The sequence below is a fragment of the Streptomyces sp. NPDC048383 genome (assembly GCF_040651775.1).
In the GTDB taxonomy this organism is placed as follows: Bacteria; Actinomycetota; Actinomycetes; order Streptomycetales; family Streptomycetaceae; genus Streptomyces.
This window is the reverse complement of record NZ_JBEZKS010000015.1, coordinates 32,849-48,276: the sequence shown is the minus strand read 5'-3', so window position 1 is coordinate 48,276 and position 15,428 is coordinate 32,849. Positions and strand designations below refer to the sequence as shown.

The 15,428-nt window shown below is 70.9% G+C and carries 10 protein-coding genes; 5 read left to right on the top strand and 5 right to left on the bottom strand.

Annotated features, from left to right (window positions below):
- Window positions 1-3: 3 nt before the first annotated feature.
- From AB0D46_RS13305 to AB0D46_RS13285, 5 genes are all read right to left on the bottom strand, one after another.
- Entirely contained in the window at window positions 4-960 is a 957-nt protein-coding gene (locus AB0D46_RS13305; protein ID WP_362877434.1) for an ABC transporter permease, read from the bottom strand.
- Window positions 953-1,897 carry an ABC transporter permease gene (locus tag AB0D46_RS13300; RefSeq protein WP_362877433.1) on the bottom strand — a complete coding sequence of 315 codons (945 nt, stop codon included), beginning with the start codon at window positions 1,895-1,897 and terminating at the stop codon, window positions 953-955. Before AB0D46_RS13300 ends, AB0D46_RS13305 begins: the two co-directional genes overlap by 8 nt.
- 92 nt (window positions 1,898-1,989) lie before the next feature.
- Window positions 1,990-3,609: an ABC transporter substrate-binding protein gene (locus tag AB0D46_RS13295; protein ID WP_362877432.1), complete on the bottom strand. Its 1,620-nt coding sequence runs from the start codon at window positions 3,607-3,609 to the stop codon at window positions 1,990-1,992.
- A gap of 530 nt (window positions 3,610-4,139) precedes the next feature.
- Window positions 4,140-6,044 (bottom strand): translational GTPase TypA, encoded by a 1,905-nt coding sequence (typA, locus tag AB0D46_RS13290; protein ID WP_362877431.1) that lies wholly within the window; start codon window positions 6,042-6,044, stop codon window positions 4,140-4,142.
- Window positions 6,045-6,397: 353 nt separating this feature from the next.
- A complete protein-coding gene (locus tag AB0D46_RS13285; protein ID WP_362877430.1) occupies window positions 6,398-8,854 on the bottom strand; it encodes an ABC transporter family substrate-binding protein in 2,457 nt (818 codons plus the stop codon).
- Between the two features lie 353 nt (window positions 8,855-9,207).
- On the opposite strand from AB0D46_RS13285, the gene AB0D46_RS13280 reads away from it, so the two are divergent.
- The 5 genes from AB0D46_RS13280 to AB0D46_RS13260 all read left to right on the top strand — a co-directional run bounded on the left by AB0D46_RS13280 (window position 9,208) and on the right by AB0D46_RS13260 (window position 15,294).
- Complete coding sequence (locus AB0D46_RS13280; RefSeq protein WP_362877429.1) at window positions 9,208-9,432, top strand: hypothetical protein; 225 nt, start codon at window positions 9,208-9,210, stop codon at window positions 9,430-9,432.
- Between the two features lie 95 nt (window positions 9,433-9,527).
- Entirely contained in the window at window positions 9,528-10,352 is an 825-nt protein-coding gene (locus tag AB0D46_RS13275) for a hypothetical protein (protein WP_362877428.1), read from the top strand.
- Between the two features lies 1 nt (window position 10,353).
- The gene (locus AB0D46_RS13270; protein ID WP_362877427.1) at window positions 10,354-12,264 is read left to right on the top strand and encodes a fumarate reductase/succinate dehydrogenase flavoprotein subunit; all 1,911 of its coding nucleotides are present in this window, start codon (window positions 10,354-10,356) and stop codon (window positions 12,262-12,264) included.
- Window positions 12,261-13,034, top strand: coding sequence for a succinate dehydrogenase/fumarate reductase iron-sulfur subunit (locus AB0D46_RS13265; protein WP_362877426.1), 774 nt, complete (start codon window positions 12,261-12,263; stop codon window positions 13,032-13,034). The genes AB0D46_RS13270 and AB0D46_RS13265 overlap by 4 nt, the downstream gene beginning before the upstream one ends.
- A gap of 103 nt (window positions 13,035-13,137) precedes the next feature.
- On the top strand, window positions 13,138-15,294 hold the full coding sequence (locus AB0D46_RS13260; protein WP_362877425.1) for a protein kinase: 2,157 nt from the start codon (window positions 13,138-13,140) through the stop codon (window positions 15,292-15,294).
- Window positions 15,295-15,428: the final 134 nt, after the last annotated feature.

Genomic DNA, 15,428 nt, shown 5'->3' with positions numbered 1-15,428 from the left:
TCCTCAGCGCAGCTTCGGGTCGAGGGCGTCGCGCACCGCGTCGCCGACCATGATGAACGCGAGCACGGTGATGCTCAGCGCGGCGGCCGGGAAGAGGAGCACGTGCGGTGCCTGGAGCCAGCGGACGGAGGCGTCGCTGACCATCAGGCCCCAGGAGATCTCCGGCGGTTGGACGCCGATTCCGAGGTAGGACAGAGCTGCCTCGGCTCCGATGTACACACCGAGGCTGATCGCGCCGACGACGATGACCGGCGCGATGGCGTTCGGCAGGATGTGCCGAACGGTGATGCGCAGGCTGCCGGCACCCAATGCCCGGGCGGCGACCACGTAGTCGTTGTTCTTGTTCTGCAGCACCGAGGACCGCATGATGCGGAAGATCTGGGGCCAGCCGAGGGTGGCGAGGACGACCGAGACGGTCCACGCGTTGCCCGTGCCGAGACCCGACATGATCAGCATGCCGCCGAGGAGCAGCGGGATGGCGAAGAAGATCTCGGTGAACCGGGACAGGACGCTGTCGACGATGCCGCCGACCCACCCGGCCAGCAGGCCGAGGACGCTGCCGACGGTCACCACGAGTGTCGTGGTGACGATGCCGACGATCACGGAGTTACGGGTGGCCCAGATGGTGCGGGTGTAGATGTCGCAGCCCTGGATGTCGAAGCCGAACCAATGGTCGGCGCTCGGACGCTTCAGGGAGTTCTGCAGGGTGCACGCGTCGGACGCGAACGGGCTGCTGGCCGTGAACCACTGCGGGACAGCGGAGAGGACGAGCAGGCACACGACGAGGAATGCTCCGATCAAGAAGACCGGGTTGCGGCGCAGGTCGCCGAGCGCGTCCGACCAGAGGCTGGCGACGCGCTCCTTCTTCCGGTTCGGCTTGTCGGCCGGTGCACCGGTCGTGGGGGCGCCGACGGTCTGAGTGTCGGTCATCTCGGCCCCCACCGTGGTTGTGTCACGCATAACGGATCCTCGGGTCGAGCACGGCGTACAGGAGGTCCACGACGAGGTTGGCCACCACGTAGACGAGGACGAGGAGGGTCACCACTCCCACCAGGACCGTGCCCTGCTGAAGGTGAATCGACTGGGCGATCAGGCCACCGATGCCGTGGATGTTGAAGATGCGCTCCGTGATGACCGCGCCGCCCATCAGCGATCCCAGGTCGGCACCGAGGAAGGTGACGATCGGGATGAGGGCGTTGCGCAGGGCGTGGTGGACGACCACGCGACGACGGGGCAGACCCTTGGCGGTGGCCGTGCGCACGTAGTCGGCGCGCATGGTCTCCATGAGGCTGGTGCGCGTCAGGCGCGCCACATACGCGAGAGACGTGGAGGCCAGTACGAACGCCGGGAGGAGGTACGCGCGCAGGCCGTCGTTCTCGTTGAAGGAGACGGAGAAGATCTCCACGTTCCAGCTGTTCTTCAGCTGGACGCCGAGAGTCAGCTGCAGCACGAAGCCGGTGACGAAGACCGGGATGGAGATGACCATCAGCGTGCTGAGGAGGACCAGCTGGTCGAGGAACTTGCCGCGGCGCAGGGCGGCCATGACGCCGGCGGCGACACCTACGACCGCCTCGATGGCGAAGGCGACCAACGCGAGGTTCAGGGTGTACGGGAACGCGTCGGTGATCAGGTCGATGACGGGGCGGCCGGTGAAGGTCTCGCCGAAGTCGCCCTGGAACACATTGGTGATGTAGTTCCAGTACTGCATGAGGAACGGGTCGTTGAGGTGGTACTTCTCCCTCAGCATGGCGGCGACGATCGGGTCTGCTCGCTTCTCGCCGGCCAGCGCCTGGATCGGGTCGCCCGGCAGCCAGAAAGTAAGCACGTAGATCAGGAAAGTGGCACCGATCAGAACAGGGATCGCCTGTATGAGTCGGCGGATGAGGTAGCGGCCCATCAGACCTCCAGCAAGAACAGGGGGAAAGGGCAGGCAGGCGGAGACCTGCCTCCGCCTGCCCGCCCCCGGGTTCCCCTAAGTGAAGAGGGGTGTTAGTTGAGCTCGACGTTCGCCAGGTCCATGCGGCCCTGGGCGTCGACCTGAACGTTCTTCACGGACTTGGAGTAGGCCGCAGAAGACATGTAGGTGAAGACCGGGATGTACGGAAGGTCCTTGATGATGATGTCATCGGCCTTCTGGTACAGCTTCAGGCCCTCAGCCGCGTCGGTGGCCTTGTCGGCCTCCGCCATGACCTGCTCGAACTCGTCGTTCTTGTAGTGGCCGTAGTTGGAGCCGTTCTCGATCGCGACCTTCGAGAAGATCGGACGGAGGTAGTTCTCCGCCGCCGGGTAGTCCATGGACCACGCCATGCGGAAGGCACCCTTGTACTTCGAGGCGCCGAGGTCGTCCAGCATCTCGCCGAACTTGGCGTACGGCTTGGTGGTGACGTCGATCTTGAGGTTGGTCTTCAGCTGGTTCGCGACAGCCTCGATCCACTCCTTGTGACCACCGTCGGAGTTGTAGCCGAGCTCGATCTTGTTGCCGGGAACGCCACCGGCCTTGTCGAAGACTTCCTTGGCCTTGGTCGGGTTGTACGTGCCGACCTCGCCCAGGGCGCCCTTGCGGTAGCCCGGGATGATCGGGCTGATGAAGTCGTCGGCCGGCTTGCGGGTGCCGTTGAAGATGGTCTTCGTGATGGCGTCCCGGTCGATGGCCATGGAGATGGCCTGACGGATCTCCACCTTGCCGTACGTCTCGGGGTTCTGCTCCAGCGGGAGACCGAGGTAGCCGACGCCCGACTCGGGCTTGTACAGGTACCGGTCGCCGAACTCCTGCGAGACGTTGGCCATCGCGGAGATCGGGAGCTTGTCGACGATCTGGAGGTTGTCGGCGCGCAGGTCGTTGTACGCCGTGTCCAGGTTGTCGTAGATCTTGAAGGTGACGCCGGCCAGCTTGGCGCGACCCTCGGCCGGGTACTTGTCGTACCGCTTGACCTTGATCTGCTTGTTGTGCTCCCAGGCGCCGTCCATCTGGAAGGCGCCGTTGCCGATCGGGGCCTCGCCGAACTTCTTCGGGTCGGCCTCGAACGCCTTCGGCAGCGGGTAGAAGGCGTTGTAGCCCAGCATGGTCTTGAACTGGGAGAAGGGCTCCTTCAGCGTGACGGTGAAGGTCTTCTCGTCAACGACCTTCAGGCCCTTGAGCTCCTTGGAGGTGGGCTTCTTGTCCTTGCCCGGCGCGAGCTCCTCGGAGCCCTCGATCTTCGAGAAGAACGGCAGGCCCTCGGCCGCGTTGTCCTGGTTGGCACCCCAGTTCCAGGCGCGGACGAACGACTGGGCGTCGACCTTCTCGCCGTTGTGGAAGGTGTAGCCGTCCTTGATCTTGACGGTCCAGGTCTTCGAGTCCGTGGTGTCGATGGACTCCGCGACCGCGAGCTTCGGCTCGTTGGTCTTGTTGTCGTAGTCGACCAGACCGACGAAGAGCGCGTTGAGGACCTCGGCGCCCTCGGACTCGGCGGTGTTCTGACCCACCAGTCCGTGCTGCGGCTCGCCGAGCAGCACGGTGATGTTGCCGCCCTCGCCGCCCGCGTTGTCCTTGCTGGTGCTGCAAGCCGTGGCAGCCATCGCCACGATGACGGCACCCGCGACCCACTTGGCGCTCGTTGCTCCGCGCATGGGTAATTGCCTCCTCAGGAGTCACTGTCGATTCGTGAAGGACCCGGCTCCGCTGACACCCCTGACAGCGAAATCCGGTCCCATCGTGTGTGCTCGTGAGTCGACGCTCCCCACAGCGTGTGACCCATTGACCCGAGCTCAATGGAGCCATCCTCGGGGACACCCCGACCGTAAACCACACTTAAGTGGTCTCGTTTTCACAACATCACCTCATGTCGAAAACCCGATATCCGGACAAACTGATATGAGACAGACACGTGCGAAACGGACGGTTAGCCCACCTTCCGGAGTGTCACGGTCGGAATGCGGACACCAGAACGCAATAATCCGCTTGACAAACGCGAACGGCCCCTCCCCTCGCCGGCTCGGCGAGGGGAGGGGCCGTTTCCAGCCGCACGACATTTCAACAGTCGATCGGCCGGCCGTGCTCCCGCTGCGGTACCGCGCTGACGGTACGACAGCACCCTGGAACCCTCTCGGGGTTCACCGGGGCACAACCGCGGCCGGCTACCGCCGGCCGCGGCCGTTGACTACTTGGCGGACTTGGCGCGCGAAGCGGTGCGCGAGCGGTCCTTCTGGTCCAGGACGACCTTGCGGATGCGGACGGCCTCCGGGGTCACCTCGACGCACTCGTCGTCGCGGCAGAACTCCAGGGACTGCTCCAGGGAGAGCTTGCGCGGCGGCACCACGTTCTCGGTGTTGTCCGCCGAAGCCGCACGCATGTTGGTGAGCTTCTTCTCCTTGGTGATGTTCACGTCCATGTCGTCGGAGCGCGAGTTCTCGCCGACGATCATGCCCTCGTACACCTCGGTGCCGGGGTCGGTGAACAGGACGCCGCGCTCCTGCAGGTTGATCATCGCGAACGGCGTGACCGAACCGGAGCGGTCGGCGACCAGGGAACCGTTGTTGCGGGTCACCAGCGGGCCGAACCACGGCTCGTGGCCCTCGTGGATCGAGTGGGCGATGCCGGTGCCGCGCGTACCGGTCAGGAACTCGGTACGGAAGCCGATGAGGCCGCGCGACGGGACGACGAACTCCATGCGGACCCAGCCGGAGCCGTGGTTCGACATGTTGTCCATGCGGCCCTTGCGGACGCCCATGAGCTGCGTGACGGCGCCCATGTGCTCCTCGGGGACGTCGATGGTCATGCGCTCGACCGGCTCGTGCACCTTGCCGTCGATCTCCTGCGTGACGACCTGCGGCTTGCCGATGGTGAGCTCGAAGCCCTCGCGGCGCATCTGCTCGACCAGGATGGCGAGCGCGAGCTCACCACGGCCCTGGACCTCCCAGGCGTCGGGACGCTCGGTGTCGAGGACGCGGAGCGAGACGTTACCGATCAGCTCGCGGTCGAGACGGTCCTTGACCTGGCGGGCGGTGACCTTGCGGTCCTTGACCGCGGACTTGGCGTCCGCGCCCTTGCCGCTGCCGCCGCGACCGACCATCGGGGAGGTGTTCGTACCGATCGTCATGGAGATCGCCGGCTCGTCGACCGAGATCAGCGGCAGTGCGATCGGGTTCTCCGGGTCGGCCAGCGTCTCGCCGATCATGATGTCGGGGAAACCGGCGACGGCGCAGATGTCACCGGGGCCCGCCACCTCGGCCGGCTTGCGGGTGAGCGCCTCGGTCATCATCAGCTCGGTGATGCGGACGTTGGAGATCGTGCCGTCACGCTTGATCCACGCGACGGTCTGACCCTTGCGGAGCTCACCCTGCTCGACGCGGACCAGGGCGATGCGGCCCAGGAAGTTGTCGGCGTCCAGGTTGGTGACGTGGGCCTGGAGGGGGGCCTCCTCGTCGTACACCGGGGCGGGGACGTGCTCCAGGATGGTGGAGAAGAACGGCTCCAGGCTGTCGCTGTCCGCGGGGACGGTGCCGTCCTCCGGCTTGGTCAGCGACGCCACGCCGTCACGGCCGCAGGCGTAGACGATCGGGAACTCGATCTGGTCCTCGTCCGCGTCCAGGTCCAGGAACAGGTCGTACGTCTCGTTGACGACCTCGTCGATCCGGGAGTCCGGGCGGTCCGTCTTGTTGATGCACAGGATGACCGGCATCTTCGCCTGCAGGGCCTTGCGCAGGACGAAGCGCGTCTGCGGCAGCGGGCCCTCGGACGCGTCCACCAGCAGGACGACCGCGTCCACCATCGACAGACCGCGCTCGACCTCACCACCGAAGTCGGCGTGGCCGGGGGTGTCGATGATGTTGATCGTGATGGGCGCCCCGCCGGACTTGGGGTGGTACTTCACCGCCGTGTTCTTGGCGAGGATCGTGATGCCCTTCTCACGCTCCAGGTCGTTCGAGTCCATCATGCGGTCGTCGAGGTGCTGGTGGGCGGCGAAGGCACCGGCCTGCTTGAGCATGGCATCGACGATGGTCGTCTTGCCATGGTCGACGTGGGCGACGATGGCGACGTTACGGATGTCGTGGCGCGTGGGCACTTCGGCGCTTCTCCCGGGATCGTGGATGGCGTCGCGTACGGCCTGGCACGCGCGCCTCGACCGGGCGAAAACCTGCCACGGCCTTACCCCATCGTACGTCGGTTGGCGGGAACCGGCTGCCGGGGGGTCTGTCAAGAGGCCGGACGAGCGAGGACGACCGGGTGTGGGGTGGGGTGTCCCGGTCATCGGTGGAGCCTGTGTTCATGCGGGTCAACGGGTATGAACGACCTTGCCCGCCGGGTGTCCGGCGGGCAAGGGACTTGAGTCACTTCTGAGCTTGTGACCCGCGGGTCACCCGCCGGCACACCCGTTTGTCACCACTTCTCCTCCGGCGGTACGCCCGCCGGCCGCCCCTACTTCTTCTTGTCCTTCGCCTGGACGGCCTTCTTCCACCCGATGTCCTGGAAGCGGGGCGCTCCGAGGCCGAAGGCGCCGGCGTTCACCAGCCCGGGCTTGGCCGCCACCAGCTCGGGGCGCTGGTAGAGCGGGACGGATCCGGCGGCGGCCCAGATCCGGGCGTCCGCCTTGCGCATCAGTTCGCGGGCCTGCTTCTCGTCGAGTTCACCGAGGGCCTCGTCGAAGAGCTGGTCGATGTGGTCGGTGCCGACGCGGGTGTAGTTCTGTTCGACGAGCAGCGAGCCGTCGGCGGCCGGCTCCGGCTTGGCGAAGATCGGCCGGGCGTCGGTGGCCGGGTAGGCCGTCGCGGGCCAGGAGTAGAGGGCCAGGTCGTACTGGCCCGAGGCGATGTGGTCCTTGAAGAAGCTCTCGTCCGCGACCTTGGTGATCTCGGTGCCGATGCCGATCTCGCGGAGCATCACGGCGATCCGGTCGCCGACCGAGCGCAGGGCCTCCGAGCCCGGGCCGGCGGGGAGCACGAAGCGCAGGGTGAGCTGCTTGCCGTCCTTGGCGAGCATGGTGCCGGAGGTGCGGGTCGTCTGCTTGGCGGGGGCGGGGGCGGGGCTGGCCTCCGCGGGCTCCTTGGCGTCGTCCTCGTCCGCCGGCGCCTTGCCCTCGGCGTCCGCCGCGCCCTCGGCGCGCTTGCCGTCGTCCACGGCCTCGGCCTGCGCCAGCAGGACGTCCTCCTGCTGGGCGGCGAGGGAGGCGGGGGCCAGCGCGGCGGGCCGGTCCTGCCGGGCGCCGGGTCCGCCCGGCAGGAAGGCGTCGGCGTCGACGATCTCCCCGTCGAGGCCGTACGCGGACCCGTCCGGGAGCGGCGGCAGGGCGTCGTGCCCCGGCGCCCCGTCGTGGTCGCCCGGAGCCGCGGCGGGGCGGCCGGGGAGGGCTCGGGTGCGGGCGGTCAGCTGGGCGGTGGCCGAGCGCAGGTCGCCGTTGCGGCCGTCGTCCTCGCCCACGATGTACAGGCCGTCGTTGCCGGTGCCCGGGCCCGCGGCGGCCGAGGGGGTCTTCGAGTCGTCCGTCGCGGCGCCCTCCGGGCCCGCCTTGGTGCCGGCGGGGTCGGTCAGCCGGCCGCCCCGGCGCCAGCCCGCGTCGGCGAGGAGCGCCTGGGAGGCCTTGGGGTCCTGGCCGCCGAGGGCGTCGCTGTTGTCGGCGTACGCCTGCTGCCCGGCCAGCGCCAGGTGGCTGCCGACGGGCTCGGCGGGCAGGCCGAGCGGCTTGAGCACGATCTCGGCCAGTGCCTTGCGGTCCAGGGCCCGGGCGACGGCGCGCCGGACCCGTTCGTCGGCCAGCGGGCCGGAGGCGCCGTTCATGGCGAGCTGGGTGTAGGCGGGCTCCAGCGACTTGCGGACGGCGAAGGTGCGCAGGGCCGCCTGCTCGTCGGCGTACTTCTTGACGGCGTCGGCGTTCTTCTGCCGCAGCTCCTGCTCCTCCCGGGCCTTGCCCTCGTCCGCGCCGTGGGCCAGTGCCCAGGACAGGGTGGCCTGCGCGGGCGTCAGGGCGGCGGCGGGGCCGTGCGCCCCGTTGGCGCCCCGGTCGCGCCCGGCGTCGCGGTGGGCGAGGGCGATCCGGTCGGCGCCCGCCCGGTCGAGCTCGCCGAGGTCGATCTTCCCGGCGGCCAGCGCGGCGGGCCGCTGCGCGCGCGGCACCGCCGTCAGGACCAGGGTGTCGAGCTTCGCGGGGTGGCCCCACCAGCGCGGGTTGCGGGTCAGCGCCGCGGTGCCGGTCTGCTTGTCGACGGCCCCGAGGGAGAAGGGTCCGGCGGTGACCTTGAGGGTGCCGCGGGCGCCCTCGTTGAAGGCGTCCGGGGTGCCGGTGACCTGCTTGGGGTACAGCGGGCTGAACAGCGAGCGCCAGTCCGCGTAGGGCTTGGAGAAGGTGACCTTGACCTCCAGGTCGGTCTTGCCCTTCTCGATCTTCTCGATCCGGTCGTAGCCCGCGTTGCGCGCCGTCCAGTACGCCGAGTCCTTGCCGTTCAGGGCCCGCCACTGGGCGACGAAGTCGGCGGCCCCGATCTCGCGGCCGTCGCTCCAGACGGCCTGCTGGTGCAGCTTGTAGAGGACGACCTGCTTGGGCTCGCGGTCGACGACCTCGGCCTTCTCCAGGTAGTCGGGATTGGCCACGGGCCGCCCCTTGCCGTCCAGGACGAACAGGTGCGGCAGGACGGCGCCGGCGATGCGGGAGGTGGTGGCGTCCGCGTCGGCCTGGAACGTGTTCAGCGTATTCGGCACGCTGTCCACCGCCCAGCGCAGGACGCCGCCGTCGGTGACCCGGTCGCGGGCCGTCGTCGCGATGTCCGGACCCGCTGCGGCCCGTCCACCTTCCTCGTCGCCCGCGCCGCAGCCCGCGAGGAGCGGCAGTGCGAGGACTCCCGAGGTCAGGAGCGCCAAGGACCTGCGCGTTCGCTGGGACATGGGTGGTACCTCCGGAGCGGGGCGTGATGGGACGCGAGAGGGGGGTCAAGATCACGTTCGGCGGTATATGGAGCTGATCACACTGGTGTTGAAACCCACTGAAATAGACAGCCCCCCGGGCGCCCCGGAGCCGGACCGCGCCACGCCGCGAACCCCACCCGGGCGGACCAATCCGGCTCGCGAACGGGGCCGTCGCTGCGCCGATCGAGGGACGGGACGGGGCGGGAGGGGCGCGCGTTTCGGCCTGCGCGCCCGCAATCGCCGCACGCGTCTTCACAACCGGGGACGGCAGGGGCGACACTCGCAGGCGCCCATGAGCACGGTCACCGCACCCGCGGAAGTGAGGGCACGTCATGTCCCTGCAAGACGATCTGACCGCCGTACGACGCAACCTGGACGAGCTGGTCCGCTCGGTGGAGCGGCTGGAGCGCGACGTTGCCCGGCAGGCGTCGGGCGACGCACCGCAGCCGCCCGGTCAGGCCCCGATGATCACCGTCCCGGACACGCCGTACGACAGCTCGCTCTGGACGGACTCCGACGACGAGGGCCTCGGAGCCCGCGACCGCCGCGCCCCCTGAGGCGCCGTCGGACCGTCCGCACCCATCCCATCTGGCCCGGCGCCCGCGGCGCCGGGTCTCCTGGGCCACCCCCGACACTCCACCCGGAGTTCTCCTTGGCCACAGGCACGGAACCATCCCAGCAGCGGCCCGGCGGCGTCCACGGGCCCTCCCGGGCCGCCATCGCGGCCCGACACCTGCGCACCGACCGGTGGTGGCTCTCGCCCGCCGGCACCGCGGCCGGGCTGCTCGCCTTCATCGCGTACTCGACCTGGCGGGCGTTCGCCGGCGCCCACTACTACGCGGCCCCGTACGTCTCCCCGTTCTACTCCCCCTGCCTGGCGGAGAACTGCGAACGGATGCGCGGCGGCCCCAACCTGGACCTGTTCGGCAGCTGGTGGGGCCTGTCCCCCGCGCTGCTGATCCTGATCTTCCCGCTCGGCTTCCGGTTGACCTGCTACTACTACCGCAAGGCCTATTACCGGGGCTTCTGGGCGTCGCCGCCCGCCTGCGCGGTCGCCGAGCCGCACGCCTCGTACACGGGTGAGACGCGCTTCCCGCTGATCCTGCAGAACGCGCACCGCTACTTCTTCTACGCGGCGGTCCCGGTCGCCGGGATCCTGACCTACGACACCGTGCTGACCTTCCGCGACGCGCACTACGACTGGGGCCACGCGGGCCTGGGCACCTTGATCTTCCTGGCCAACACCGTGCTGATCTGGGCGTACACCCTGTCCTGCCACTCCTGTCGGCACATCATGGGCGGCCGCCTGAAGCACTTCTCGAAGCACCCGGTGCGCTACCGGCTGTGGGGCCGGGTCAGCCGGCTCAACGCCCGCCACATGCAGTTGGCGTGGGCCTCGCTGATCAGCGTCGCCCTGTGCGACCTCTACGTGTACCTGCTGGCCACCGGCACCTTCGACGACCCGAGGATCTTCTGACATGGCGCAAGTCGACCGGCAGCAGTGGGACGTGGTCGTGGTCGGCGCCGGCGGCGCCGGACTGCGGGCCGCCATCGAGGCCCGGGAGCGGGGCGCGCGGACGGCCGTGATCTGCAAGTCCCTCTTCGGCAAGGCCCACACGGTGATGGCCGAGGGCGGCATCGCCGCCTCCATGGGAAACGTCAACGGGGGCGACAACTGGCAGGTCCACTTCCGCGACACCATGCGCGGCGGGAAGTTCCTCAACCAGTGGCGGATGGCCGAGCTGCACGCCAAGGAGGCCCCGGACCGGGTCTGGGAACTGGAGACCTGGGGGGCGCTGTTCGACCGCACGCCCGACGGGAGGATCTCCCAGCGCAACTTCGGCGGCCACGAGTACCCGCGCCTCGCGCACGTCGGCGACCGCACCGGCCTGGAGTTGATCCGCACCCTCCAGCAGAAGATCGTCGCCCTCCAGCAGGAGGACTTCAAGGAGCACGGGGACCACGAGGCCCGGCTCAAGGTCTTCCAGGAGTGCACGGTGACCCGGATCCTGAAGGACGGCGACGCCGTCTCGGGGGCGTTCTGCTACGAGCGCGAGTCGGGCCGCTTCTTCGTCCTGGAGGCGCCGGCGGTGGTGCTGGCCACGGGCGGGATCGGCAAGTCCTTCAAGACCACCTCCAACTCCTGGGAGTACACCGGCGACGGGCACGCGCTCGCGCTGCTCGCCGGAGCGCCCCTGCTGAACATGGAGTTCGTGCAGTTCCATCCGACCGGCATGGTCTGGCCGCCCTCGGTCAAGGGCATCCTCGTCACCGAATCGGTGCGCGGCGACGGCGGGGTGCTGCGCAACAGCGAGGGCGAGCGGTTCATGTTCGACTACGTCCCGGACGTCTTCAAGGAGAAGTACGCCGAGTCGGAGGAGGAGGGCGACCGCTGGTACGAGGACCCGGACCACAACCGGCGTCCGCCCGAACTGCTCCCCCGCGACGAGGTGGCCCGGGCGATCAACTCCGAGGTCAAGGCGGGCCGCGGTTCCCCGCACGGCGGGGTGTTCCTCGACGTGTCGACCCGGATGCCGGCCGAGCGGATCCGGCGGCGGCTGCCCTCGATGTACCACCAGTTCAAGGAGCTGGCGGACGTGGACATCACCGCCGAGGCGATGGAGGTCGGCCCGACCTGCCACTACGTGATGGGCGGGATCGCGGTCGACTCCGACACCGCGGCGACGGTGGGGGTGCCCGGGCTGTTCGCCGCCGGTGAGGTCGCCGGCGGCATGCACGGCTCGAACCGGCTCGGCGGCAACTCCCTCTCCGACCTGCTGGTGTTCGGCCGCCGGGCCGGCCTGCACGCGGCGGAGCACGCCGCGGCGGCCGGGCCCGCCCGGCCGGCCGTCTCCCCGGGACAGGTCGACGCGGCGGCGGAGGAGGCCCTGGCCCCCTTCCACGCCGCCGAGGGCGCGGAGAACCCGTACACGCTCCACCAGGAGCTCCAGACGACCATGAACGACCTGGTCGGCATCATCCGCCGGGAGGCGGAGATGGCCGAGGCGCTGGAGAAGCTCGCGGGGCTGCGCGTACGGGCCGCCCGGGCCGGGGTCGAGGGGCACCGGCAGTTCAACCCGGGCTGGCACCTGGCGCTGGACCTGCGCAACATGCTGCTGGTCAGCGAGTGCGTGGCCCGGGCGGCGCTGGAGCGCACCGAGAGCCGGGGCGGCCACACCCGCGAGGACCGCCCGACGATGGAGCGGGACTGGCGTGCGGTGAACCTGCTGTGCGTCCCGGCGGAGCCCGGGCCGGACCCGGCCGACCCGGCGGCCGACCGGATCGCGCTCGTGCGGACCCGGACCGAACCCATCCGCCCCGACCTGCTCGCGCTGTTCGAGAAGGACGAGCTGGTCAAGTACCTCGCCGAAGAGGAGCTCTACGGATGACCACCTACGATGCCGCCTTCCGGGTCTGGCGCGGCGACGCCGAGGGCGGCGAACTGCGGGACTTCACCGTCGAGGTGCACGACGGCGAGGTGGTGCTCGACATCGTGCACCGGCTCCAGGCGACGCAGACCCCGGACCTGGCGGTGCGCTGGAACTGCAAGGCGGGCAAGTGCGGTTCGTGCAGCGCCGAGGTCAACGGGCGACCGCGGCTGCTGTGCATGACGCGGATGTCCGTCTTCGACCGGGAGGAGACCGTCACGATCACCCCGCTGCGGGCGTTCCCCGTGGTCCGGGACCTGGTCACGGACGTGTCCTTCAACTACGCGAAGGCGCGGGAGGTGCCCGCGTTCGTCCCGCCGGAGGGGGTGCCGGCGGGCGCGTACCGGATGGACCAGGTGGACGTGGAACGCTCGCAGGAGTTCCGCAAGTGCATCGAGTGCTTCCTGTGCCAGGACACCTGTCACGTGGTCCGCGACCACGAGGAGAACAAGGGCGCCTTCGCCGGTCCGCGCTTCCTGATGCGGGTCGCCGAGCTCGACATGCACCCGCTGGACGCGGCGGCCGAGGCCGGACTGGACCGCGGGCGCGCGGCCCAGGAGGAGCACGGGCTGGGGCTGTGCAACATCACCAAGTGCTGTACGGAGGTCTGCCCCGAGGGCATCCGGATCACCGACAACGCCCTGATCCCGCTGAAGGAGCGGGCCGTGGACCGCAAGTACGACCCGCTGGTGTGGCTGGGGAGCCGGATCCGCAGGCGCGGCGCCCCGTAGGAACGCCGTGCCCCCCCATCGACCCGACCCCCTGCCGTTCACTTCGCGGTACACAATGCCCCCTGGGGAAACGTCATTGACGTGGAGTCAGGGGGCATGCGCGGTGCGGGTGGGGGATGAACTGGCGGGCCGGTACCGGCTGGACGAGCGGCTCGGTCGGGGCGGGATGGGCGAGGTGTGGCGCGGGCACGACCTGAACCTGGACCGGTCGGTCGCGGTGAAGGTGCTGCTGGAGGCCGCCAGCGGCGACGAGCCGGTCGCGCGGTTCCGGCGCGAGGCGACGATCGGGGCGCGGCTCCAGCACCCCGGGATCACCGTGGTGCACGACGTGGGCCGGCAGGACGGCCGGCTGTTCCTCGTCATGGAGCTGCTGTCCGGCGAGGACCTGGCGGCGGTCCTGGCCCGCTCACGGGGCGGGCTACCGGTGGCGACGGCCCTCGACCTGGCCGCGCAGACGGCCGAGGCCCTGTCCGCGGCGCACGCGCAGGCCGTGGTGCACCGGGACCTCAAGCCCGGGAACCTGTTCCTGCTGCCCGGCGGCCGACTCAAGATCTGCGACTTCGGCATCGCCCACTCCTCGGACGCGACGCCGGGCTGGACGGTCACGGGCCGGATGTTCGGCACCCCCGCGTACATGGCGCCCGAGCAGTGGCGGGGCGAGCGGGTCGACGCCCGGTGCGACCTGTACGCGCTGGGGTGCGTGCTGTACGCCCTGCTGAGCGGGGAGCCGCCGTTCGGCTCCGCCGGGAGCCCGTACGCGCTCATGCTGCGCCACGTCGAGGAGGTCCCGGCGGCGCTGCCGGTGGCGCCGGACCTGGCTGCGCTGCTGGCGACGCTGTTGGAGAAGGCCCCGGACGACCGCCCCGCGTCGGCGGCGCGGACCGCGACGGCGCTGCGCGCGCTGGAGCGGGCGTCGGCGGCGGAAACCGCGGCGGCGGCCGGGGCGACCGGCGCCGGGGCGACCGCGGCGGGCCGGGCGGCGGGGGCGGGGGCCGTGAGCGCCGAGCCGGGGGGCGGGCCCGGGACGGGACGGGCGGGGCGCGCGGACCCCGGCGCCGGCCGTGACCCGTCACCCGGCTCCCCGGCCCGGGGCCCCGGGCCCGGGACGGGCCGGGCCGCCGGCGGGGGTCCGGCCGCCGGCGGGCCGGCCCGGACGCGGGACGCGGCCCCGCCCGGGGAGGTGCTGTGGCGCTCCCGCGTCCGGCCGCAGGCCCTGCACGCGGCCGGGGACAGCGTGGTGTGGCGTACCGGGCCGGAGGTGGGCTCGGTGTGGGCCGCCACCGGGGCCGCGCTGTGGACGGCCCACGCCGACGAGGGCGTGCCCGCGTCGGAGCTGCCCGCGGTCTCGGCCGTGTCCTCGGCGGCGGACCCCGGGGCGGTGTACGTGGCCGTGTCGGGCCGGGACGGCGAGGGCGTGCGGGTACTGGCCCGGGAGGCCGGCGACGGCCGGGTCCGCTGGTGGCGCGACCTGCCGGAACCGCCGGCCAGGACCCCGGTGCTGACCGCGCCCGGCGGGCTGGTCCTGTACGGGGCGGGCGGCGGGCTCACCGCCCTGGACGCGGCGAGCGGGGAGACCGTGTGGCGGTACGGGGTCCAGGGCACCGTCTCCCGCCGGCCGACCGTCTCCGGGAACTGCCTGGTCCTGGCGGACGGCCTGCTGCTCACCGCCCTGCACCTGCCCACGGGGAAGCCGCTGTGGCACTGGCCGCGCAACACCCACCGCGGCGGACCGAGACTGCCCGGCGGCCCGGTGCACGTGACGGACGGGAAGACCGTACGGGCACTGCACCGGCGCGAGGGGCACGTCGTCTGGCACTTCGACGCCGGCACTCCGGCTCCGACCGGGCTGCTGTCCCTCGACGACACCGTCCACGTGGCCGCGCACCGGGCGCAGGAGGGCTGGGACACGGTGTGCGCGCTGGACGCGGAGAGCGGCGCGGTGCGCTGGCGGCGGCCGCTGGTCCGCCGTCAGGGCCCGGACTGCGCGGTCGAGCTGCTGGGCGCCGGCCCGGATCCGCGCGGCGTGCGGGACGCGCCCGGCGCGCCCGGCGCGCGGGACCTGCTGTACGTGAAGGCCGCGGACGGCGGCCGCGGCGGGCTGCTCGGGCGCACCCCCCGGGCCCCGTTCCTGGCCGCTCTGGACCTGCTGACGGGGGAACTCCACTGGCGGTGGGAGCACGCCGGCATCGGCAGCGCGGTACGGACCGGCGCCGGCGTCGCGCTCGCCCTGCCGGAGCTGACGACCATCGCGGTCCCGTAGCCGGAGCCGGCCGGTCGCGGCCGGCCCGTCGGGACCGGGTCGCCGCCGGGAGCACGGCAGGCGGTCCACTCCGGGTGCGGGCGGGGCGAACCGACCATAATCTCCGAAATGTGACTCGGCCCCCCTGGACGAAG

Excerpts from the sequence above, each read along its gene's own strand:
- AB0D46_RS13305 (WP_362877434.1), bottom strand. The coding sequence starts at position 960 with ATGCGTGACACAACCACGGTGGGGGCCGAGATGACCGACACTCAGACC.
- AB0D46_RS13300 (WP_362877433.1), bottom strand. The coding sequence starts at position 1,897 with ATGGGCCGCTACCTCATCCGCCGACTCATACAGGCGATCCCTGTTCTG.
- AB0D46_RS13295 (WP_362877432.1), bottom strand. The coding sequence starts at position 3,609 with ATGCGCGGAGCAACGAGCGCCAAGTGGGTCGCGGGTGCCGTCATCGTG.
- AB0D46_RS13285 (WP_362877430.1), bottom strand. The coding sequence starts at position 8,854 with ATGTCCCAGCGAACGCGCAGGTCCTTGGCGCTCCTGACCTCGGGAGTC.
- AB0D46_RS13280 (WP_362877429.1), top strand. The coding sequence starts at position 9,208 with ATGTCCCTGCAAGACGATCTGACCGCCGTACGACGCAACCTGGACGAG.
- AB0D46_RS13270 (WP_362877427.1), top strand. The coding sequence starts at position 10,354 with ATGGCGCAAGTCGACCGGCAGCAGTGGGACGTGGTCGTGGTCGGCGCC.
- AB0D46_RS13265 (WP_362877426.1), top strand. The coding sequence starts at position 12,261 with ATGACCACCTACGATGCCGCCTTCCGGGTCTGGCGCGGCGACGCCGAG.